Source organism: Edaphobacter sp. FHG110511_03 (genome assembly GCF_059115365.1).
On record NZ_JBZYWL010000001.1, the window covers coordinates 691,862 to 713,058 of the forward strand.

Annotated in this window: 18 protein-coding genes; 5 read left to right on the forward strand and 13 right to left on the reverse strand. The window is 53.8% G+C overall.

Annotated features, from left to right (window positions below; translation table 11 throughout):
• Positions 1-2: 2 nt before the first annotated feature.
• Both brxL and AC5S26_RS02665 read left to right on the forward strand, forming a co-directional pair.
• A complete protein-coding gene (brxL, locus tag AC5S26_RS02660) occupies positions 3-2,054 on the forward strand; it encodes a BREX system Lon protease-like protein BrxL (RefSeq protein ID WP_494183302.1) in 2,052 nt (683 codons plus the stop codon).
• A gap of 145 nt (positions 2,055-2,199) precedes the next feature.
• Complete coding sequence (locus AC5S26_RS02665) at positions 2,200-3,219, forward strand: restriction endonuclease (protein ID WP_494183303.1); 1,020 nt, start codon at positions 2,200-2,202, stop codon at positions 3,217-3,219.
• Between the two features lie 35 nt (positions 3,220-3,254).
• Here AC5S26_RS02665 and AC5S26_RS02670 read toward each other — a convergent pair whose 3' ends face one another.
• Positions 3,255-4,220 carry a hypothetical protein gene (locus tag AC5S26_RS02670; RefSeq protein WP_494183304.1) on the reverse strand — a complete coding sequence of 322 codons (966 nt, stop codon included), beginning with the start codon at positions 4,218-4,220 and terminating at the stop codon, positions 3,255-3,257.
• Between the two features lie 345 nt (positions 4,221-4,565).
• On the opposite strand from AC5S26_RS02670, the gene AC5S26_RS02675 reads away from it, so the two are divergent.
• The gene (locus AC5S26_RS02675; protein ID WP_494183305.1) at positions 4,566-5,897 is read left to right on the forward strand and encodes a hypothetical protein; all 1,332 of its coding nucleotides are present in this window, start codon (positions 4,566-4,568) and stop codon (positions 5,895-5,897) included.
• A 72-nt stretch (positions 5,898-5,969) separates the two neighbouring features.
• On the opposite strand, the gene AC5S26_RS02680 is transcribed toward AC5S26_RS02675, so the two are convergent.
• A complete protein-coding gene (locus AC5S26_RS02680; RefSeq protein ID WP_494183306.1) occupies positions 5,970-7,340 on the reverse strand; it encodes a nucleotidyl transferase AbiEii/AbiGii toxin family protein in 1,371 nt (456 codons plus the stop codon).
• Positions 7,341-7,381: 41 nt separating this feature from the next.
• Between AC5S26_RS02680 and AC5S26_RS02685 the strand changes: the two genes are divergently transcribed.
• Positions 7,382-7,558 (forward strand): hypothetical protein, encoded by a 177-nt coding sequence (locus tag AC5S26_RS02685; protein ID WP_494183307.1) that lies wholly within the window; start codon positions 7,382-7,384, stop codon positions 7,556-7,558.
• Entirely contained in the window at positions 7,555-10,005 is a 2,451-nt protein-coding gene (locus AC5S26_RS02690) for an AAA family ATPase (RefSeq protein ID WP_494183308.1), read from the forward strand. The genes AC5S26_RS02685 and AC5S26_RS02690 overlap by 4 nt, the downstream gene beginning before the upstream one ends.
• Before the next feature lie 55 nt (positions 10,006-10,060).
• Here the strand turns inward: AC5S26_RS02690 and AC5S26_RS02695 are convergent, their stop codons facing one another.
• From AC5S26_RS02695 to AC5S26_RS02745, 11 genes are all read right to left on the reverse strand, one after another.
• Positions 10,061-11,266: a hypothetical protein gene (locus tag AC5S26_RS02695; protein ID WP_494183309.1), complete on the reverse strand. Its 1,206-nt coding sequence runs from the start codon at positions 11,264-11,266 to the stop codon at positions 10,061-10,063.
• A gap of 203 nt (positions 11,267-11,469) precedes the next feature.
• Entirely contained in the window at positions 11,470-13,071 is a 1,602-nt protein-coding gene (locus AC5S26_RS02700) for a serine/threonine-protein kinase (RefSeq protein WP_494183310.1), read from the reverse strand.
• A gap of 10 nt (positions 13,072-13,081) precedes the next feature.
• A complete protein-coding gene (locus AC5S26_RS02705; protein WP_494183311.1) occupies positions 13,082-13,861 on the reverse strand; it encodes a hypothetical protein in 780 nt (259 codons plus the stop codon).
• A complete protein-coding gene (locus tag AC5S26_RS02710; RefSeq protein ID WP_494183312.1) occupies positions 13,858-14,691 on the reverse strand; it encodes a hypothetical protein in 834 nt (277 codons plus the stop codon). The genes AC5S26_RS02705 and AC5S26_RS02710 overlap by 4 nt, the downstream gene beginning before the upstream one ends.
• Before the next feature lie 684 nt (positions 14,692-15,375).
• Complete coding sequence (locus AC5S26_RS02715; RefSeq protein WP_494183313.1) at positions 15,376-15,825, reverse strand: hypothetical protein; 450 nt, start codon at positions 15,823-15,825, stop codon at positions 15,376-15,378.
• The gene (locus AC5S26_RS02720) at positions 15,803-16,408 is read right to left on the reverse strand and encodes a nucleotidyltransferase domain-containing protein (RefSeq protein WP_494183314.1); all 606 of its coding nucleotides are present in this window, start codon (positions 16,406-16,408) and stop codon (positions 15,803-15,805) included. Before AC5S26_RS02720 ends, AC5S26_RS02715 begins: the two co-directional genes overlap by 23 nt.
• An 878-nt stretch (positions 16,409-17,286) precedes the next feature.
• A complete protein-coding gene (locus AC5S26_RS02725; RefSeq protein WP_494183315.1) occupies positions 17,287-17,712 on the reverse strand; it encodes a hypothetical protein in 426 nt (141 codons plus the stop codon).
• 57 nt (positions 17,713-17,769) lie between these two features.
• Positions 17,770-18,654 (reverse strand): hypothetical protein, encoded by an 885-nt coding sequence (locus AC5S26_RS02730; protein ID WP_494183316.1) that lies wholly within the window; start codon positions 18,652-18,654, stop codon positions 17,770-17,772.
• A gap of 403 nt (positions 18,655-19,057) precedes the next feature.
• A complete protein-coding gene (locus AC5S26_RS02735) occupies positions 19,058-19,909 on the reverse strand; it encodes a ParA family protein (protein WP_494183317.1) in 852 nt (283 codons plus the stop codon).
• Positions 19,852-20,235 carry a helix-turn-helix transcriptional regulator gene (locus tag AC5S26_RS02740; RefSeq protein WP_494183318.1) on the reverse strand — a complete coding sequence of 128 codons (384 nt, stop codon included), beginning with the start codon at positions 20,233-20,235 and terminating at the stop codon, positions 19,852-19,854. Before AC5S26_RS02740 ends, AC5S26_RS02735 begins: the two co-directional genes overlap by 58 nt.
• Positions 20,171-21,193, reverse strand: coding sequence for a hypothetical protein (locus AC5S26_RS02745; protein ID WP_494183319.1), 1,023 nt, complete (start codon positions 21,191-21,193; stop codon positions 20,171-20,173). The genes AC5S26_RS02740 and AC5S26_RS02745 overlap by 65 nt, the downstream gene beginning before the upstream one ends.
• Between the last annotated feature and the right edge of the window lie 4 nt (positions 21,194-21,197).

The window sequence follows — 21,197 nt, forward strand, 5'->3', positions numbered from 1 at the left end:
AAATGAATCAACAATTAGATTCCGTCGATGCGATCGCGACAAAGGCGTTTGAAGGATATGTGGTTCGGAAGGACCTCGTTCGAAAGTTTAAGGGACAGTATCCGGTTCCTACATATGTGGCCGAATTTTTGTTAGGTCGATACTGCGCTTCAGTGGACGATGTCGAGATCGCAGAAGGTCTGAAGATCGTAGAGAGGCAACTGAGCGAGAAGACTGTTCGAGCTGGAGAGCACGAGCTGTTCAAAGCGCGTGCGAAAGACAAAGGGCACGTCAAGCTGATTGACATTGTTACGGCTCGGCTGGACGCAGGAAGCGATTCATTCCTGGCTGCTTTGCCAAGCTTGCAACTTAAGGATGTTCGGATCAGCGAGAAGATGGTCCATGCCAATGAACGCATGTTGACCGGTGGTTTCTACGCAGAAGTCGAGCTTGCTTATGACCCGATCATCGCTCTAGAAAAGAATGGTAGGCCGTTCGGTATCGAGTCGTTGCGTGAGATACAGCTATCTAAACGGGAGGTGTTGCCAGCTTTGTATCAAGGCCGGGATACATTCTCCATTGAAGAGTGGAAGGATTTCCTGGTTCGGAGCGTGGGGATCGAGCCAGACAAGCTTACGCCTCGCGCCCGAGACATGATGCTGCTGCGCATGGTTCCATTTGTGGAGCGAAACTACAATCTAGTTGAACTGGGACCTCGAGGAACCGGTAAGAGCCATCTGTTCCAGCAAGTCTCCCCGTACGCGCACCTAATATCAGGCGGCAAAGCAACGGTCGCGAGAATGTTCGTCAACAACGCTAACGGACAGCGGGGGTTGGTTTGTCAGTACGATGTCGTCTGCTTCGATGAGATCTCCGGCGTCTCGTTTGATCAAAAAGATGGTGTAAACATCATGAAGGGTTATATGGAGTCTGGCGAGTTCAGCCGTGGAAAGGAGAGTATTAGAGCCGACGGCGGTGTCGTCATGGTTGGCAACTTCGATGTTGACGTGCAGCACCAGCAGCGCGTCGGGCATCTCCTAGGGCCTTTGCCTGCCGAAATGCGTGACGACACCGCGTTCATGGACCGCATCCACGCATATCTTCCGGGATGGGATCTTCCGAAGGTGAATCGCGAACTGCTGACTGACCACTTCGGCCTTGTGAGCGACTTTCTTTCGGAATGCTGGAACCAACTTCGTCGACAGAGTCGGCAAAATGTATTTCAGGGCCGCGTCCACCTCGGAGGGGCCTTGAGCGGCCGAGATACTACGGGTGTTCAGAAAACAGTCAGCGGTCTGATCAAGCTCGTGTCGCCGAATCCCGATGTTCCCATCGCTGATGACACACTTGAGTGGGCGTTGCGGATCGCTTTGGAATGTCGTAGACGCGTCAAGGAACAACAGAAGCGGATCGGTTCCGCCGAATTTCGAAACACGCAGTTCAGCTACTCGGTGGGTGAGGATGGCGTGGAAAAGTTCGTCGCAACGCCTGAACTATTCAGTGAAAACAGTATTAGCAGCGATCCGCTTCCGCCAGGGCAGGCATGGATTATTGCACCTGGCGGTGGCGAGGAGAATCCTGGTCTTTACCAGGTGAACGTCACGGAAGGACCCGGTGGCGGGGTGAAAATCTTGAATCAGCCTGCGCCGGCAGCTTTTAAGGAAAGCGTTCGATGTGCTGAGCAAAATCTTTATGCTCGCCCAGCCGAGCTGGTCGGGGATCGAGATCCGCGACAGCACGAATTTTCCATTCAACTCAGGGCATTTGACAGCGCAAAAAGCGGGTCCGGCGTTGGTATGGGCGTGCTCTTAGCCCTTTGCTCCTCTCTGCTTCAGAAGAGCCTCAAAGGGGGGCTTGCGATTGCAGGTGGCCTCAACCTTGGCGGTTCCATAGAGACGATATTCAATCCTGTCGCCGTGGTGGAAACCGCGATCGAGAAGGGAGCAGCCACCATATTGATGCCGATTGGAAGTCGACGACAGTTGAACGATCTACCCGATGATCTGGCGGCCAAGATTACCCTGCACTATTACCTGGATGCGAGAGACGCTCTTCTCAAGGCGTTGGCACTGTGATGGGACATGGGGGGCACCCGGTCCCGCAGGGTGCTCAGATGTCTAAACTAATATGTGTGCCGATCATTGATTGCACATCCGGTTTAATGGATGAATTTGCGTGTACTCCTAGACAAAGCACTAAGCAGCTAAAGGATCAATCATAATGAGCAAGGTCTGGATGGTACGTGCAGGGCGAGCCGCTATTTATGCCTCGGAGTTTGTCTCCCAAGGCATTACTGCCATTGGTTGGGGGAAGGTCGGAAGCCTTGACGACGTTCATACCCGCGAAGAAATCTCGGCATTGGTTTCCGCGGAGTTTGGTGATTACAACCGGCTGCAGGTTGCAAATGCTACGGGTCAGATCTTCCGCTTCAGGGAGGAATTGGTGGAGGGAAGCACCGTCCTGATGTACGAACCTGCAGACCGCCTCTATCGCGTTGGCACGGTGACTGGCGGGTACGTATACAACGCTCTTGCTGATGAGGAACTTCGACACACCAAGACGGTGCGATGGGATAAAGAAGTGAGTAGGGATGTTCTGACGCCCCAGACGAAGAACTCACTTGGTTCGATTGCGACAATCTTCTGTATCTCTGATGACGCAGCAGAGGAGATATCAGACCGGCTTGCAGGTCACGTGCAGACAGAAGCAATCGATGTCTTAAGCGAAGCGCCTCTCACGGCGACCACAGAGGCGATCGCTGCCGAATCCGATATCCGGCGAGACATCGAGCAAAAAGCTTTGGAGTTCCTGCAGGATCGGATTGTGCGGCTGGAGTGGGACGAAATGCAGGAGCTTGTTGCTGGCCTTCTGAGAGCTATGGGCTATAAGACGCAGGTGTCCGCTCCTGGTGCCGACCGGGGCCGCGATATCATCGCATCTCCCGATGGCTTTGGGTTTCAGGAACCGCGAATTCTAGTCGAAGTGAAACATCGGAAAGGCACAATTGGTGCTCCCGACGTTCGTGCGTTCTTGGGAGGACTGAGGCAGCGGGACAATGGTTTGTACGTCTCGACGGGCGGATTCACTCGCGAGGCCCGGTACGAAGCCGAGAGAGCTAATCATCATCTCGCCCTTCTGGACCTGGACGGCTTAGGAAAGTCGGTGATGGAACATTACGACAACATGGATGCGGAGACGCGGGTTCTCCTCCCTTTGAAGAAGATCTATTGGCCTGCGTGATCGATTTCCGTTCTGACCCGAGCCGCAAAGGCCACCTACTTAGCGGCGAGATAAACGAATGATTGAGGTGCGAAGCCGTTCGCAACAAAATCGGTGAGTTCCAGCGGTTCGGCATACAAGCGCGCTTGTGCTACTTCGATTGCAAAACCAACCTCGCGCCCAGCGAAATACTCTGTAAAGAACCGCTCCGTTACACCTGCTGCGGACTTTGTCTTGCGCCACAGACGGCGTGGCGAATCACTATGAACGCCTGAGACCGTAAATTCACCGATCACCTTGCTCCACTGATGCCATACGAGGTTCTGCAGGTACGCTTTGACTTCATTTTTCAGGTTTTCGCTCTTCTCGAAAATCTGCCCAAGCCTCAGTGGCTGATCGCGGAACACTGGGATATTCTTCACGATGTTTATGACGGTGGAATCATCATGACCCACCCAATAGACGACCGTCTCCCACAAGAACGATTCAAGGCTCGTAATAACTGAGCTGAATGCCAGATTACGCGCGAGAAACTGCGCAGAAGGATCGCCCTGCAGAGTCAGGAGCAGCTTCGATTGCTCAAGGCGTTCACGGAGTCTTGCCAGGGGCTGGCTGCTGCTCTCGAATATGACGCCGTAGTCTTCGTCATATTCGCGAGGAGCCCTGAATTGCACCGGTGCCCACTCATCCCCGACCTGTCGATGCAATTCATCGATGACTTCCCGAATCACGTCATCTTTCACAACACGAGCGAAACGATCCGGCAATACGTCAGCCGGGTCGAAGGGCCCGCCATCAATGAACTGGAAGCCCCCTTCGTGGCCGTTGTACGGCGTGTCGTGGACAGGGTCACAATACCGAGCCAGGAACCACTCCCGAACAGCAATTACCTGGTCGTTTCTTTTCGCGGTCTCAAGCCAGTGATCCTGCGGATCAAACGGGCCATCAACATCCCAGGTGCTAAACGCTTCAGGAGGGAGATTGCCAAGCTCCTCATCGTCCATATGGTCATTCCAGCCCATCAGTCACTCCTATCGGCGAGAGCAAAGCCGCATTCCGAATAGAAGCATTCTAGATGGCGGGCTCCCTGGGGAATATAACGGAGCGTATGGGCGTCCCCCACTCGACGCTAAGCCTACGAAAGAAACATGCCGAAAAAAGCGCAACTAAGGCAACTTCGATATAGTGGCCTGCAGCGATGACCACAGAATCCAAACGGCCTTAGATTGCTGTCGCAGATACGCTACATTGCGATTAAACTTCGACCCACTGCGAGCAAAACGATGATCACTCCGGAAGTTCGTGCAGCCGAAAAAGAGATAGATCTTTTCGTCCAAAACTTGCCGGTTTGGAAGACAGAGAGAGATGTGCTGCTCACAAAGCTGATGACGGTGTGGCGTGATGGGCTTGAGGTGCTGGGATTGAAGGCCGCGCACGCGCTCACTTTCAATATCCCGAACGGCATCGAGAAAAGTATCGCGGGAGAACATCTCCTTGCTACCGGTGTATACCAATGTTTGAAATGGGCGATGTTGTTCGCTCCCGATAAGGGCTCGGGATCAATTGACGATAAAGCGTTGATCGAAATCGTCATGAAGACCGCAGCGCACTATCAGATCCTCGTCGATGCCTTGAAGATGGGAAATCACGACAGGGTTGGTTTCGCCGTTGAAGAGAAGAGCAAGATATTAACCGTGTATGAGGGTGGGGACCTCACGGGTGCCGACAGCGAGCTTCTCCGTCGCACCCATCTCACGACACCGTTTCGCTCTCAAACTCCATTTGTCGAAGACAGTGACCAATTAACTGCAAGTTGGAACGCTGGCCAGTATCGGGAGTATTGGCGTTGGCTGAAAGCGCTCTGCGTGGACGCAGAGAAAGAGACCATCATGCTGCCAGCTGGTGGCATTCTAGGCCCCATGCAGGAGGTAATGAAGCGCCCGGTGGTAATCGAGATTCCGCTCCCTCCGGCAAATCTTGAGACAGTCCAGCGCGATCTCACGCTCACTATCGATAAGGTGAGAGGACCACTCAACTGGAAGATCGATGGGTGGCATGATTCCCCATTGATCAAAATCAAAGATCAGACGTTTGCGGTCACGCTGCCCCTAAAGACACTCGAAGACATTGACGACTACATGCTTCGGATTGCGGTCCTCAACGATCCCGTGCAATACGAAAAGGTGAGCGGGCTTCGGGAAGACCGGATGATCACCACATGTAAGACCGCATTTGAGGAGGAGGGTTGGCTGTTCACGCCACACTATATACTCTCGAATCCTATGCGCGAGATCGATGGCTATGCGACACGGGGTACAGAGATTCTCATAGTCCAGCTCAAATCCACACTACGTCCGCAATCGCCGTGGGAGGTACTAAAAAGAAATGATGATGTTCTTGAAGGCATTCGCCATACAGCGGAGATTGTAGGACGAGTCGGGTCTCCTGCTAAAGGCGTAGTGATAACTGATGGTTATGCAGGTGACTATGTGACCTGGCAAGAATCTATAAACAAAGGGGTCTCGGTAGCGACGCTCGATGACGTAACGTCGATAGCGACCTCTCCCGTAGCTGCATTTTCAGCGCTCGCTCAGCGAGCGGGTCTTGATGAGGTGCAAGTTGCGGCGGATAAAAATGAACGTGAAATTAAGCTCGGGAAATGGACGATCCATCTGATCGATGAACCGCCACCCCGTTGAATTATCGTTTGAAAACATCCATGTTTCCGCTTGAGCCTGAAGCCATACCGATTTCCGTTTACCGAATACTCATCAATATGCGATGTAGCCGGAACGTCCGTAGCACGGATTCCCGTGCTGATCTTTGTGGGGGCGGAGGCGCGTGCTGTAACGCTTCCTAGGGAAGCGCTTTCCGCAATATGAGCATTCGACCAGATATATGTGCCGCGCCGTCCTGTGTGCTATAGATCTCGTTGTCCTGGTGCTAAAGCCACCATTCCCCCCGAAATACGTTTTCGCTGCAAATTCACCAGCCTTGCCAAGCTCGATGGGATATCGCGGTTCAAAAACCTGTTCTGCGATGGCGAGTCCCTGAATCTTAGGGTGGAGAAAAGTCTTGAGTCCTGGTCCGCTCGATCTACCGCCAGTGGTATCGAAGGCATAGAAATACTCCTGGCCGAAGCCATCCTTACGCCGTTTAAATGCCAGAGAATAAGGCTCAACAAGGCGGCGCTGGCCATCATAGGTAATATCGAGCATCTTTAGATCGCTCGCAGCCTCCATGATCGTGTTGCGAAAACCAGACGGGAAGAACGCAATCTCGCCGTAATAATCGATACGCAGACCGGCGAACAACCCTTCGATGTCATCTTTAAATCGGCCCAGCGCTATATCGAAATCGAACAGGCTCGGAGCCGGGCACACGATGTACTTATGCCAGAATGCCCTGAACGTTTCGAGTGGCAGGTCGAGAAGAAGACCCTTGGCCACGCCGGGACTGGGTTCAAAGATCGTTTTCTGCAAGAACGTTCGGAGTAACTCAGGGCGGTTAACCTCGATGTCACGGTTGATAAAAACGCTGTACACATAGTCATAGAGATCAAACGAGTGCCTGCGCTGCAGCAAGCATTTGAGCTTTGACGCGAGCAGCTCTTCCAGCTTGTGGCATTTGATCGCGACGTTGCATTGAGCGCTATCCGAATAGGGATGAATGAGAAACCGATCCTGAACCGGCAAGAAGATGCGGTCGTACTCGGTGACATCCATCTGCACCTTGATAGTGGTCGTGTGCGGGTTGCCGTAAAAATCCTTGAAGTAAAGCCGTCCTTCGAAGATGCGGCGGTCTTTGTCAGAGTTCGCCTTCTCCTTAACCCAGTTCTTATTGGTCTCGAACGTCACACCCGTCTGCTGCTCTACGAACCCGCAGACTCGGTTCAGCTCCGCGATGAGCTGGTCTTGCTGGATCGCCCTAGTGCTGGAGAAATCGAGATCATTGGAAAAACGGGTGTGGGGGAAATATGCCTTCCGGAAGCAATTGCCCCCTTTGAGAATGAGCGTGTTCTTCAGCTCGCTCTGGCTGTATATGCCGGTAAGGAGCCACCCGAATACATAGTCGCGCTCGATGTTCGATGGGTGCAGGCCGAAGTCTGTCGCCTTTGTTTCGATCTCGTCTTTCGTGATCATCACGTATCCTTATCCGGTCCCCGCATCAACTGAGACGACCAATGGCAACCATACAAGAAGAAGTGCTCGCCGCGTTCTACACCAAGCTGAAGGACACCGAGGGCTTCACTGACGCCAAGGTGCAGGCGCTCCGCGATATTCTGAGCGGCGGTAAGAAGCCCAAAGCGGCTGATGTAATACGGGTCTTGGCAGAGCCTGCAAAGGCAGAGCTGCCATGATTCAGATCGAAAACATCAAGATCTTCGAGCTGCGTGGCATCCGCGACCTTGAACTGAGTCTCAATCGCGGCAGTTTTGTTATTTCAGGCCCCAACGGATCAGGCAAAAGCGGCGTCATCGACGCGATTCAATTTGCCCTGACCGGGGAGATTGCACGCCTCAAAGGTGCGGGAACGGGAGATCTGACACTCTCTGCCCACGGTCCACATGTCGAGGCCAGAAGCGATCCTGATGCGGCCTCAGTGTGTTTAAGCGTATATATCCCGCACTTGCAAAAGAAAGCCACGATCACCCGCACTATCAAGCAGCCGAAAAAACCAAAGATTGCGCCGGACGAACCTGCAGTGCGGGCAGTTTTCGAGGAGGTCGCGCTCCACCCTGAAATCAGTCTTTCTCGCCGGGAGATCATCAAATTCATCCTTAGCGAAGCAGCTCAGCGGTCGCGCGACGTGCAGACCCTGCTGAAGCTCGATGACATCGATCAGACGCGGGCAATGCTGAAGACAACCGAAAACAAACTCGATACCGCTTATTCCACGGCGAGGACCCAAGTAAGCACGTCCGAAGACAGCCTGAAACGCCATCTCGATCTTCCGGCTCTCAAAGCGGATGATCTGCTGCAAGCAGTCAACAAACGCAGAACTCTACTGTCCCTGGCGCCCCTCACTGCACTCACGAAAGACACCGATCTTTCGGAGGGCATCTCGGAAGGGGCGGCGCAAGAAGGTGCACAGCAGTCTAAAGAATCCGCCATCGCGGATGTGCAGGCGCTCCTGAACCCCGCAGTAAAAGATTTCGAGAACAATCTAGAATCTTCTGTCGAGCAGTTGCTCCAGGGTGTGGCCAAGATCGAAGCCGCTCCTTCGCTGCTGGCTTCCATCAACCGCCATGCGTTTGTGCAGAGCGGGCTCGGCCTCGTCGATGGACCCAATTGCCCGCTGTGCGACACGGCCTGGGATATGGAGGAACTACGAGCGCATTTGCGCGATAAGCTGGCGCGATCACGGGAAGCTCAAGCTCTTCGGGAGCAGATGTTAAAAACCTCTCGCGAAATCGCGACTGCGATCATTCGCATCCGGGCACTCGCTGCAGCCGCTGCGAAAGTCGCCGAAACTCCTAAAGAGCTGGCGACGGCACTTGCATCCTGGTCGGGGGATCTCCAGTCTTTCTCCGATTCGATTGCTTCAGTTGAAGGCGCGATTGCAGCCAAAGAACGCTTCGAGTCGGGCTGGTCAAAGACACCGTCCCCGCTAGTTGCCGACTTGCAGGCCCTGGAGCAGAAGGTTAAGGCTCGCCCGGATAAGAGCGCGACAGCCGAAGCGAACAGCTTCCTGGTAGTGGCGCAGGAGCGGCTGCGCAATCTGCGCCTTGCCAGACGCGACGCGGAAGAAAAGAAAGCTGTAGCTGCATTGGGGAAGGCAGCCTACAAAACCTATTGCGATGTTTCGGAAGCAGCACTTGTCTCGCTGTACGAAGAGGTTGAAGGTGAATTCGGCGCGTTCTACCGGGCCATTAATCAGGATGATGAAGGCGATTTCAAGGCCAAATTCGAAGCGGCGAACGGCAAGCTCGGGTTGCTTGTTGATTTTCACAAGAAGGGCATGTTCCCGCCTGGCGCTTATCACAGCGAAGGGCACCAAGACGGCATGGGAGTGTGCCTCTATCTTGCTCTGATGAAACGCGTGCTCGACGCGAATTTTACGCTGGCCGTTCTCGATGACGTAGTGATGTCGGTCGATTCGCAGCATCGGAAGCAGTTCTGTAAGTTGCTCAAACAGGCATTCCCGAACACGCAGTTCGTCATCACCACGCACGATCAGGTATGGGCGCGGCAGCTCCGCTCAGAGGGTGTTATTAGCGCGAAGTCAGCGGTGGCTTTTCACACCTGGTCGGTGGAAACCGGGCCGATCCTCGATGAGGTTTCTGAAATTTGGGAGAAGATCGATGCTGACCTCGCAAAGAATGAGGTGCCGGCGGCAGCGGCGAAGCTTCGCAGGCATCTGGAGTTCGTAGCATCGGACCTTGCGGATGAGCTGAGTGCGAAGGTACATTATCGGGGTGATGGTGGATACGACATGGGCGAATTGCTTAGCGCCGTCATTGGGCGCCAGGGAGACCTGCTGAAGCAGGCCGCGAAAGCCGCCAAATCCTGGGGAAACGATACCGAGCTGGCTAGGGTGCAAGCATTCCAGGATGCTCGTGCAAAGATCCTCGCCGAAAGAAACGGAGAGGAATGGATCATCAATAAAGCGGTCCACTACAACGAATGGGCGGATCTTAACAAGAACGATTTCAAGCCGGTCGTCCTGGCCTTCCGCCATGTGTTGGAGCAATTCAGGTGCGACAAGGCGCAATGCGATTCGTGGATGTCGCTCTCCCCGCGCGTGAATCCGACAGATCTTCGCTGCGGCTGCGGGAATTTAAGATTCAACCTCAAGGAGAAGTAAGTTTGACCGTCGTTCTCCAGACACATGGATAAGGCAGTATCGACTCGCTCCGGGGTCACTTCCGTCCTTTAGTCTCGACATACAATAACTGTTCGCTGGTCAGGAGGCTGCGATTACAGGCGTAGGCTAGGCCGTTCATACAGGCCGAATAGTTCCTTCGCAGATCACTGGCTTGCACTGTGGAGAGCTGGTCTGGCGTGAGGAGGTTTTTGTTGCAGGCATAAGCCAGACCGTTCATGCAGGAAGAGTAATTCCGCCGGAGGTCGCTCGCCGCAACGGTTGTTGCTTCCTCAGGGGTGAGCAGGCTTTTATTGCAGGCATAGGAAAGCCCGTTCATGCAGCTCGAATAGTTTCGGCGGAGGTCGCTGGCTTGCACCTTGACCGCTTCATCCGATGTCAGAAGATTTTTATTGCAGGCGTAAGACAAGCCATTCATGCAGGACGAATAATTTCGCCGCAAGTCATTGGCCTGCACATTAACTGCTTCATCTGAGGTAAGCAGCGATTTATTGCAGGCATAGGAACGCCCGTTCATGCATGCCGAATAATTCTTCGGATCTGAATGAGCAGATGGTTGAGGGATCACCTTTGGAGATTCCGCTACGACTGGAGCTTTTTCAGGTGGGCTTATGTTTGCCGACTCAACAGCCGTCGCTGCGTGGGAGGGGGCCTCTGTTGGGAGGACGGCCCTGACCGCGCTCTCTTTTGAAAGCTTGAACGAGCCAGCTTCTTGACCGCCAGCGGGATGCTGAACCGTATACGTGCCGGTTATCTGCTCCCCCTCATGCACGCCAGTAAAGACGAGGGTCCCGATATCGCTCATAACGGTGAAGGTAAGGCCGTTATTGTCTATCGTGCCCTTTAGAGCCCCGCTACCGTAGAGTGGCGGCTTGACTGCCATTGAGCCGGAAAGCGCACCGTGGGAATCGTGAAGCTCGATAGCAAAGTCAGCGGATAAAGCGGCGGTTTGGTTATGAACAGTGCCCGCATAGTGACCTGCAACTGCTGGGGACGTACTGGGTTGCGTGCTTCGGTGTGACGGATCGACCGTAGAAGCCACAGGACGCCTATCGGGAGCCGCAACCATTGGTGTAGCCAGCGGCGCGGTACTGGTCGAATGAGAGGTGGGCGCTGAAACGGGAGCCGGTGGGGAAGGATTCTCGGAGCCCGGAAGATTTACCATGATCAGAAGCGCAACGCCGATAACCCACAACTTCGTTGAAGTATTGACCTTCGCCGCTTTGGTAAATAAGTCAGACATTCGCTCTTCTTAGATAACGCAATTCAGTTCGGTAGAACCGGCAGATGACGATAAGCAAGCTTCGACGAATTCTGTATGCCAGTGCCCGTTCCCTCGGCGATATCAACGCCGTTCTAAAGGGGCGTGTTCTGCAGCGGATCTTCCGGCGCCTCGCCGGAAAGTGGTCGGGGCGTTTGCTGGGCAAGCTTTTTCGATAGCGATTTTCATGGCGAGCAGACACTGCACGGTCGATATCCGCGTCCTTTCGCATCCGCCTCGGAACTGAAACTGACTCGGTTGCGAGGCGAAATCTTGATCGCCCATTTGCAAGAGGGTTTGTGGTAAATCATTCTGATCTTGCTTCCGACGAGCGCTCTGGGGGCCGTTGAAGCACTACTGCCTGAAGCCTTGCTCCCTGTCGAATAAGAGCTGTATGCGGGTGCGGGACGGGATGTAGAAACTGGCGGTGCCGGTATCCAACTCACTGGCTGAGAAGTCGCGACGTGCGGCTTCGCTTCCTTTTGAGTGCGCCGGTATGCGAGCAATATGCACGCCGCTAGATATGTGAATACTGCAAGCCAGGGGGCAGCTTGTGACGTAGCGCCGGTCCCTGCAAAGAAAAGCCGAAGCAATGGAAGCCATAGCCAACTGAGAAATATCCCGATGAATGCATAGGTCACGGTGTGCCGCGCCACATCACGCGGAGTGATTTGGACAGTCGCCGCCCCCTGGGTGTAAGGCGTTGATACAGGAATGGAGACGTTGGCCGGTGCGGTCGTGTACCAGGGCTGCCCAGGGGAGCTATGACTGCTGGGAAGGGGAATGGCACTTGAAACGGGAGGAGGCGGAGCCTGCCCAGGCTTAACCTCTCGCGTGGCCTGCTGTACGGTGACCGCTGGAGAATTCACCATCCATGCGGGCAGCTTCGATGGTGCGGCGTTGACAAGCTCCAGAACAGAAGGACAACGTAAAGGATCTTCGTGGCAGGCTTTTTCGAGCGCTTCTGCTAATGGCCGACACTCCCCGCCCATCGTCTTGATCTTGCTTAGGAGTTTGGAGGTGCGGGGATTTTCAAAATCGGTTTTGATGAAGATCAGATTCTCGTCGTGGAATTCCTTCCACAAATCTGGGTGCTCCGCGAGCGCAATCAACGAGAGATAAATGACAAGCCCCGAAAAGTTATCGAGCCTTGCATCGAAATGGTCTGCTGATCTCTTCGGGTGTTGATAATGGCGATGACCGAGTTCCGAAGCCTTGCGACCCGCCATGGAAGGCACGTACATCCCATCAAGGTCTACCAGGCGTAAAGAATTACTCTCGTCCACAATGACGTTGCCATGCTGCAGATCGCCATGCGCCATGCCGCCGTCGCGCAATGTTGCAAGCGCTTTAAGCCACTGCTCGGCGAGGAATTTCAACATGTCTTTCCTGCCCAGGACATTGGGAAGGTACACGTCGAGCGGAAACCCGCCGATCCATTCCATCACCTGAATCGGATACCGCTTTCCTCCGGTCATGATCCCTTGAGCGTCATACTCAAAGCTAACGAAACAGGGTGCGGATACCTTATCGAGATGGTCATCGATTTTTTGATACCGGTCCTCACGGTCAGGGACGCTGCCGCGAAAGCATCGCACCGCCTGCGCCTTGCCGTCAGCGGTGTTCAGCTTGAAGACATAGGCGAATTGCCCGGACGTGACAAAGGGCATTCCGAGCCGGTCTAAGGCCGGAGTTGCTGCTTTCAGGTCAGGATCTTGGAACGCCAATGCGGGATTCTGGACTGCTTCAACATAATCTCGCGAGCTGGGCCACTGACCGGTAGGCATAGGCGTGTCGTCATACCGCCGCTATGGGAATCTGCGGCGCATCAATTGTGATCCGAAGCACGGCTACGTCATCGTTGCGAAGAGATTTGTCGGCCCGTTCACGCTCAAAGAACCGTTCAAAGCCAGGCGTATCGTTCGCGTCCAGCAATTGCGCCAGCTCGTCGATCCGGGAAGGGTCTTCCACGGCCATGCGAAGAAACCAGGCGGCGATGGCGTCGGTGAGCAGCCAAAAACTGTCTCGATGGGCAGCACCGCCCATTGCGACGGTAAATTGCTCTCCAATCCCTTGCTGTCGTTGGAGGTTCGAAGGGATAAGCGTTGGATGGTAGCTGAAGGCCGCGGGCTCACTAATCGGCAGCGCGGTGACGATTGCTCCGTTCTGGACCTGCACAAGGCAACTGTCTCCCAAAGCCACGGCTTGCCAGATGAGACGGTCCTCCGACGGTATGAAGGCGATCCCCACGAACGCGGCAAAGGCCCCGCCCCTCGCCTTCTCCTCGGCGTACCAAGGCAAGGCTTTTCGGCTCCAGCGCCGCTGCAGGCGCTCGCCCATGACGGATAGCCACGGCTCGAACTCCTCCTTCGTCAGGAGATGGCCGCTGATTGCCCAGCACCGGGTGAGCAGTCTTGCCCAGCGGCGTGAATCATAAGCTTCCGTTGCGCCGTCTGAAACGCAAAAACGCTTCTGCCGGAGAGACAGGGCTATCGCATCCTCACATTCGGAAGGAAGCAAGCCCTCCTTCGGCAGCAAGAATTGCGCGACGGAGAAGTGCCAATCATTGCCGCTCATCGAAGATTCGCTGGGCGGGTCCCGATTTCAAAGAATTGGGCGACGGAGACCGGATCTCCATTGAAGACGAAACCTCGGGCACCTTCGGTGGTGCTCAGGCTCATGCTGGAAGCGGCCTGGCGAAATGCTTCCGGAAGAGGCGACGATATCTTGAACAGGGTCTTGGCAAAATCATCGGGGAGTTTCGATTCATCTCCTGGATATTCGATCTTCACGGTGTGGCGAGATGAAACATGGCAGTTGAACAGCAATACCGGCCCGTCACTGGTGCTCATGGACATAATCTGCTGTGCCACGGCTGAAGGATCGCCGTCCGTCGATTCACCGTCCGTAAGATGAAGGACCGTAGGAGGAAAACTGTTGCGGTGCTCTGGTAGCCACTGCTCCAGCAAGGAGCGAACCTGGCCGAAAGCATCGCACATGGGTGTACCTCCATTTGATGTCGGGTCCATCCATACCGGGAATCGAACCTGCTGCTCTACAAGGCCGCCCGCCCCGTCCGGGACTTTCTTCGTACGATTCTCCAGCCTCGCTGGGAGGTCTGCAACCTCTCCTACTGGCACATGCGAGCGACCGCTGAGCGATCCGCTAAAGACGGGACCGACGGATGCGCCATAGCCGATGATTGAAATGTGGTAGTAGCTCCGAATCTCTTCCATCCGAGTGCAGCGAATGACAAGATCATGCAGGGTGCGGTTCACGACATCCGCAACGAAGTCAGCCTTGCGAATCCCGCCCTCCCCGAAGCCTTCGGACATCGATCCCGACTGGTCCAGCAAAAAGATGAAGCAGGTTGGGTTGCTACGACTTATTTCGGCGGTGTAGGGCATTTGCAGCGTCTCCTTTTTCGAACATCGAGAACATGCTGCGCGCCGTCGTGACACCTCGCATAGACCAACTACGAACGGGGCCAATTTGGGCTAAGGCAGGCCACAACATTCTAACGGAGCGCCCCGCTTCCTATGTCTTCTCATTTTGGCGGGAGACGTTTTCTGCTCGAGTTAACCGCTTGTAACTACGGCATTTCTGCGGATTGGGATCCTCTGACGGGTCAGACCGTGGTGTGGTGTCGCCTAACTCAAACATGGCTTCATTTTGAGTGTTCTGTTGAGGTATACCCGTACGCGAAGCCCGGTGGATCACAAAATTGCGTCACATGAAGGTCGTAGGGCTGCTAATGCTACACAGGTCGGTCAAAGTTAAAAGCCAACGTGACAAACGTAAGCGGACGAGCTGTCGGTGCACGAAGGACAGGCCGGCCGTTGCGACAAGCCCTCTGTGCTTTGGAGATCGGCAAGGTCCCAAGATGGCTGGCCAGGATGCTATTGCCGAAGTTTGCTGCGCTCTATATCGAATCCTCGCGAAAGCACCAAAATCGTTTCTGACATCTGAGAAACTCCTCTTCTCAGATGTCAGAATCGCATTGTTGTGTCGTGTGTCGTCACTATGATAGAGAAATCGTTCGTGCTGAGATCCGCTAAATCGTAATTTGAAAGTGTCGCTCATGCGTAGGCTCATGGATGTCCAAGGAGTTCTGGATGAGCTGTTCGCAACCACGCTTCGACGGTATGGCGAAGGTCTTCAGCCGTAACGAGGATTTGCTGCAATTCCTGGTTTGATATGGAGCCGGCAGCGTCGTAGCTGGCTACGTTCCGCTTCTTCGAGAAAGTGAGCAACTTCCGGATCAGATTTGCGTCGGCGCTGATCGTGTATTCGAGTGTCTCGACGGTGCGGGTGTGATGCCCAGACTGGTTTGTCGTGCGATATCCGCTTGCACGGAGCGCGGTATTCGCAAGCGCAAGGATGGCGTTGAAGGTAGTGTAGAAGCGAAGATCGTCAGAGATGTCCTTTACACTGGCGTCCCTCATTGATCGGGCTACGATCCCCAATTGATCAGCAATCTCTTGAGGGCTGGTGGCTTCGCGGTGCAGCCAGGCATTCTCAACGTATCTCTCTAAAGTCATTTTCATTTCCGATTAAAAAGGCTAGCTGCTTACTCTGCATAGACTTCAGGAAGTGATTGCCTGCGCGGAGCTTCGTTCGCAGTTCTTCCCGAGCATAAACGGTTGGGTTTATTGGCCTGCTCAACTTCAGTTCTACGGGGGAAATTTGCTCCAGAAGGTCGTCGAGCGTCACATCCCCGACCACCATGAGATCGATGTCGCTCTCGGCTTTCTCCTCGCCGCGAGCAAAGGAGCCATAGATGAAGGCAAACTCGATATTCGCGGCAAGAGGTGTAAGAGCCTCGTGCAGCAGGTGAAAGACTCCAGTGGTCTTTGCCAATAGGGCATGAAGTTCAGCAAAGATGGGATGGTCGCGATTGGCGCGATAGAACACCTGATTCTCATTGTCGGTCCGTAGAATCAGTCCCGCGGCGGTCAGGGTAGTGAGTTCCCGCTGGACCGTTCCCACGCTGCCCGCGATGTGGCGAGCTAACTGCCGGACGAAGAATGCTGTTTCGGGCTTATCGTATAGAGTCGCAAGGATGCGCCCCCTCGTTTGACCGAAGAGCAAATGGCTGAGAGCAGTGTCTCTTGTTCTCAACATGAGAACGATTGTACTCAATATGAGTACGGACCGCGAATCGATTTGTTCCGCGAAGATTGGGATGCTCCCAACTGATCGGCACCATCCGCGAATTCTTACGATCACGAAACCTACTTCCTATCACTTGCATTTGCAATGCAAATGCATTGCAAAGCCAAAAAGTGCAATGCAGTCTAAATATTTGTAAATAAGCATGATAACTACAAAACAGCCCCGTAGGGTAATGCTTCCTCTTTATGTTCCACTACGAAAGAATGCGCTGAGATGCACGGTGATCCGCGTTGCGCGTCAGAGCACTGAGGAATAAAAATCGCAGCAGAGCGGTGAAGTCGCCTAGCCTGAGGGATCCTGTAAGACTTTGAATGTTGGAATTTTGTATGAAATCTGTATGACCTTTGTGGACCCAGAAGAACGGCCGTTGCCGAGGTGTTGACTTTTGTATGAAGTTTGTTGACATCTGTTACCAGGATCCGCGAAGAGACGCTGGAAAAAGGAATTCGCAAGATCTGCCGGCATGCGTCATTCCTTCGATTCTGCGGGATCATCGAAGCGATCCGCCCACCCAGTACGCTGCGTATTGATCCTTTTTAAAGGACAGCAGACAAAGAGAGGGGTTTCGATATGACCGAAGAGGAACGATATTTGCGGCTGATCGAAATGTACAAGAATGTCGAGTCGTTCACGCGATACGATGAGCCTCCAACTGAGGAAGCTGATCAATGGATATACGTCGACACACTCTTCGATCTACCGTCCGGCGGATCCAGGTCCGTTCCAAGTTGGATCTCCAAGCCTCGCTATCAGGAATGGTATAGGCTTAGGTTTCCCGAGCGCTCCGAAGCCGGTCTGTGAGGGATTTACTATGACCTCATTCATTTTTAGAAGTGTCCCTGAAATGGCACGTTCCACATGGCTGAACAGCCGATCTTCTCTTCGAGCAGTTCGAGCGGGTCTACCGAGTCCTTCCTGGCTGTTTCCACGATCCAACTGAGCTCTGCGATGATATGCACCATGGGCTTTTGATCCCAGAAGACGCCGATATTGTCGAAGCAAAGGTGTACAACATCTCGGTAGAATTTACGGGACTTCAGCCGAAGACCTTGTATTTCTATCTCGACCATTAGCAGATCAGCAGCGAGCTTGATGAGCTCTTCTGTATCAGCCTTACGGCTGCCGGAGATCTGAACCCGAAGGGCCAGACGAGCTACTTGTTCCCAGGTAGATTTCACAGATCTAGAATCGAAATGGGAGCGTGCCAGTTTTCGAATGCGCGCCGCAGCTTGTTTGATCTGTTCGGAATTCATTAGGGCCTCCAAACCTGAACGATGTACCAAAGCGGTATTCCCGGCCCAGCATCTGATTCAAGCGCATGTAACCTCATCTTCAGCATCCATCGACTCAGCAGCGCGTCTTTGTGCGTTTTCCAGAGCTGTCAGAATATCTGCCAGCATTGATTCAGCGTTCTTCCTTTTTTCTTGCGGAGCAGACGGATCGAGACTAATCGCAAGGTACTTTTCGTGATTGGCCTTCAGCATTTCGATGTACTCCCGTTCTTGCCGTTTCTCGCCCTCTTTCCGGTCTGCTTCTAGCCGCAAGACTCGTTCTCGTTGCTGGCGAAGTACAGCGATTGATTCTGGACGAAAGCACTTTGGAACTGCGGTGAGCAAGAAGCCAATTGGATTCTTCACCGAGCGGTTCCTCGCGATTTGACGGCCCTTTTCATCGATCAGTGTGACAATCTCATCCACCGTCGCATCAGGGCAAACCACGAGACATGCACGCCACAACTGGTCCGCCGCCTGGTCGTCGGGTGTGCCATATTGGGCAATTGCCTGCACGATCGATTGGCGCTCCGACGACGACGTTTTTATTCCTTGTTGTTTTCTTAAAAGACTTCTTAAAGGGGGGGACAAAACATCCCCAGCCCCTGAGGACAAAACGTCCATAGGGGGTATGGTCGTTTTGTCCATAGCCTCTATGGATGGTTTGTCCATAGAGGTCGTTTTGTCCACAGGGGCGACGCCTCTTGGATTCTCCGACAACGAATTTGGTGGAAGTACAAGTGGAGAGCCATTCTGCTGGACGAACCGTCGTCCCTTATCCCACTTAGACCAGAGCATTCCAGCTCCTTTGCGCTTTTCAAGAATCTGAGCGAATGAGTAGACGCGGTATGTCCGACCAGTACTTGTCTCAAGCACCTCTCCGGCAATCTGCTCGATTGCAAGTTTTTCGATCAGGCTCTTCATGTTACGTTTTGCACTCTTATCGCTCAGGTTGGCCAAGTGGGCCATTGTCTTCCAACCGATCGTGATCACCCTTGTGTCGTCGGCCTGTCTCTCTCCGGCATCCCAAAGGGCCTTGTAGAGAGCCGTCTCACCGAGCGAGTGTCCATGCTGGACTAGTGAGCAGGCGTGGACCTTGTAGGGGCGGCTGCGTGTCTGGTCCGGCACTGTGACTGATTGAGCCCCCGATCGTTCGATCTCTGGGGTGGCTCCGCCATAGAGGCTGGGCTCCGCAATCTGAGCAAGAGGGATCCCTCGCCCGTCGCGGATACTGATGATTTCGGCAGTCGGACGGAGGAAAGAGTACGCACCCAGGGTATTAGGTGCATTCTCCAACTCTTCCCAGTCCAGGATCTTCTTATTTCGCTCAAGCTGTCTTGGCATCGATCGCTATGACCTCTGGATTTCTGAAGTGATTCAGAATGGAATCCGTGAGCTGTTCGTAGTCTTCGAGAGCCTTAGACTTCGGATCGTAATCGGCCAGGAATTGGCGAGCACGTGCCGCCTTGACCACTGATTGGTCGGTACGTATTCCTTCCAGGATCGGGACAGTGCGACGCTCGGAGATAGACTCTAACGTGTTCAGAACAACCTCCGTAATGGCGAGGCGTCTGTTCAGTTTGACGGGAAGAAGTCCCAAGATGCGAATATCGAGGCTCCCACCTAACATGCGATTCAACGTATCAGCCGCATGAATGCAAGCAGTAGCTCCTTGCACACTGAGGATGTCCATATCGACCGGAACAAGAATCCGCTGCGCATAGACCATGGCGCAGGTCTGGAAGAGACTGATCGAAGGCCCCACATCCATGAGCACGACATCATAGTTCTTCTCGTGCTCGGACAACATGTGTTCAAAGATGAACTCTCGAAAGGGTAACCCCATAACGATCGCCTCGGCTTCTGTGGTCTTGCGGTTACCACAAAGAACGTCGATCCGAGGATGCGCAGATACCAAGCACTCGCGGAGTGCGAGCTTTTCGATCACAAAGTCATAGAGAAACGCCTTTGGCTTTAGCCCCAGAATCACCGACACGGAACCTTGTGGGTCGGCATCAACAATCAGAACCCGCAAGCCTCTTTCAGCTAGACTGCGCGCGCTGGTTGTTGTCAGGGATGTTTTCCCAGATCCGCCTCGTTGGTTCACATTGACGAGGCGGATCAAGCGACACGCTCCGAATGCGCCCTGCGTGTCGATTCGATGCGTTCGGCGATCCATCTATCGACTTCTGATTCGAGCCAGCCGACGGCTCGCGCACCAAGTGAAATTGGTTTTGGAAAGTCTCCCTCCGCAACACGTAGGTAGATCGTGCTTCGAGATAGACCTGTACGAGCTTTGACAGTTGGAAGCCTGAGGATTGTATTCAACATTTCGGAACCTCTCTGGATGGCATCTGCTGCCAGCATCTCCCAAGAGATCCGATTGAAGGCCGAATTCGGGTAAGTAAATCCGAATTCGGGTTTTATAGTTAGTCGCGTCCTACCTGGAACGTGTTTCCAATGCGTCAGGAATCTCCGACAGGATCCGCCTAATTGTGTCGTCATTAATAGAGAGATCGAGGGCGCCGATTCTCTTTTCAACACTGCTTACGGCGTTACGGCCTTGCCACTCAATGCCAAGAGCTTTGCAAAGAGCAGCGATAATCACCAGGAGGGTACGACGCTCTTTCAAGAGGAGTGGTCTATCGACAGGACTCTGTCGTGAAATATGCGCATGCTTCAGCTCATTCTCTAACTGATCTACCCGCCCGAGTGCTTCAGACAATGCTTCACGGCTTCGGATAAGCTCCGTCTTGGTTTCATACTCGGGCTCCAGCGATCTCGCTATGCTGGTTGAGGAGTTGCGGTCGTGCCTTCGCAGCAAGCGTCGCATGGCGACGTCACGGCTGATTTCGGCGGCCATCATCAATTCGTCTTCCTCGAACTCATCCAAGACAGCCCCTATACCATCAAGTCCCTGTGGGCCGACGTAGCCTTTGTTGATGAGCCACTTCCGGAGATCATTGAAATGAACGTAGGTTTCATCGGGGATGTAATCTTCGTCGAAAGAGTTTACGAAGTCTGCGAAGTCGCGCTTCCGTTGGACGGAAGCCAAGTTTCCCTCTTGAACTGAACCCAATAATCGCTTTTGGAAAACATTTGCCAGTTCGGATAATGCCGAGACGATAGCGGGATCCTCAAGGGTTTCACAGGCCGCAACATCGGGCATTCCTTTCACGACATAACGACCACTAACCCACAGGTCCACAGCGATCAGATGAGCTGCACGTGGCAACGCGAGATAGAGAATTCCGAAATCGGGGAGTTCAGGAAATATCCGATGCCTATTCTTAGGATTGAAATAGACAAAATTCGATTCCTCTACAGCCGGTTCGACGCTTGGTGAATCTGAGCTCACAGGGATTGGGTTCGAACCCAAGGATTTCGTGTCATTACGCGTCAGTTGGTCGAGATTATTCTCGTTGCCGAGACGGTTGTTTTGAGAAGATTCTTTGCGCGTCACGATG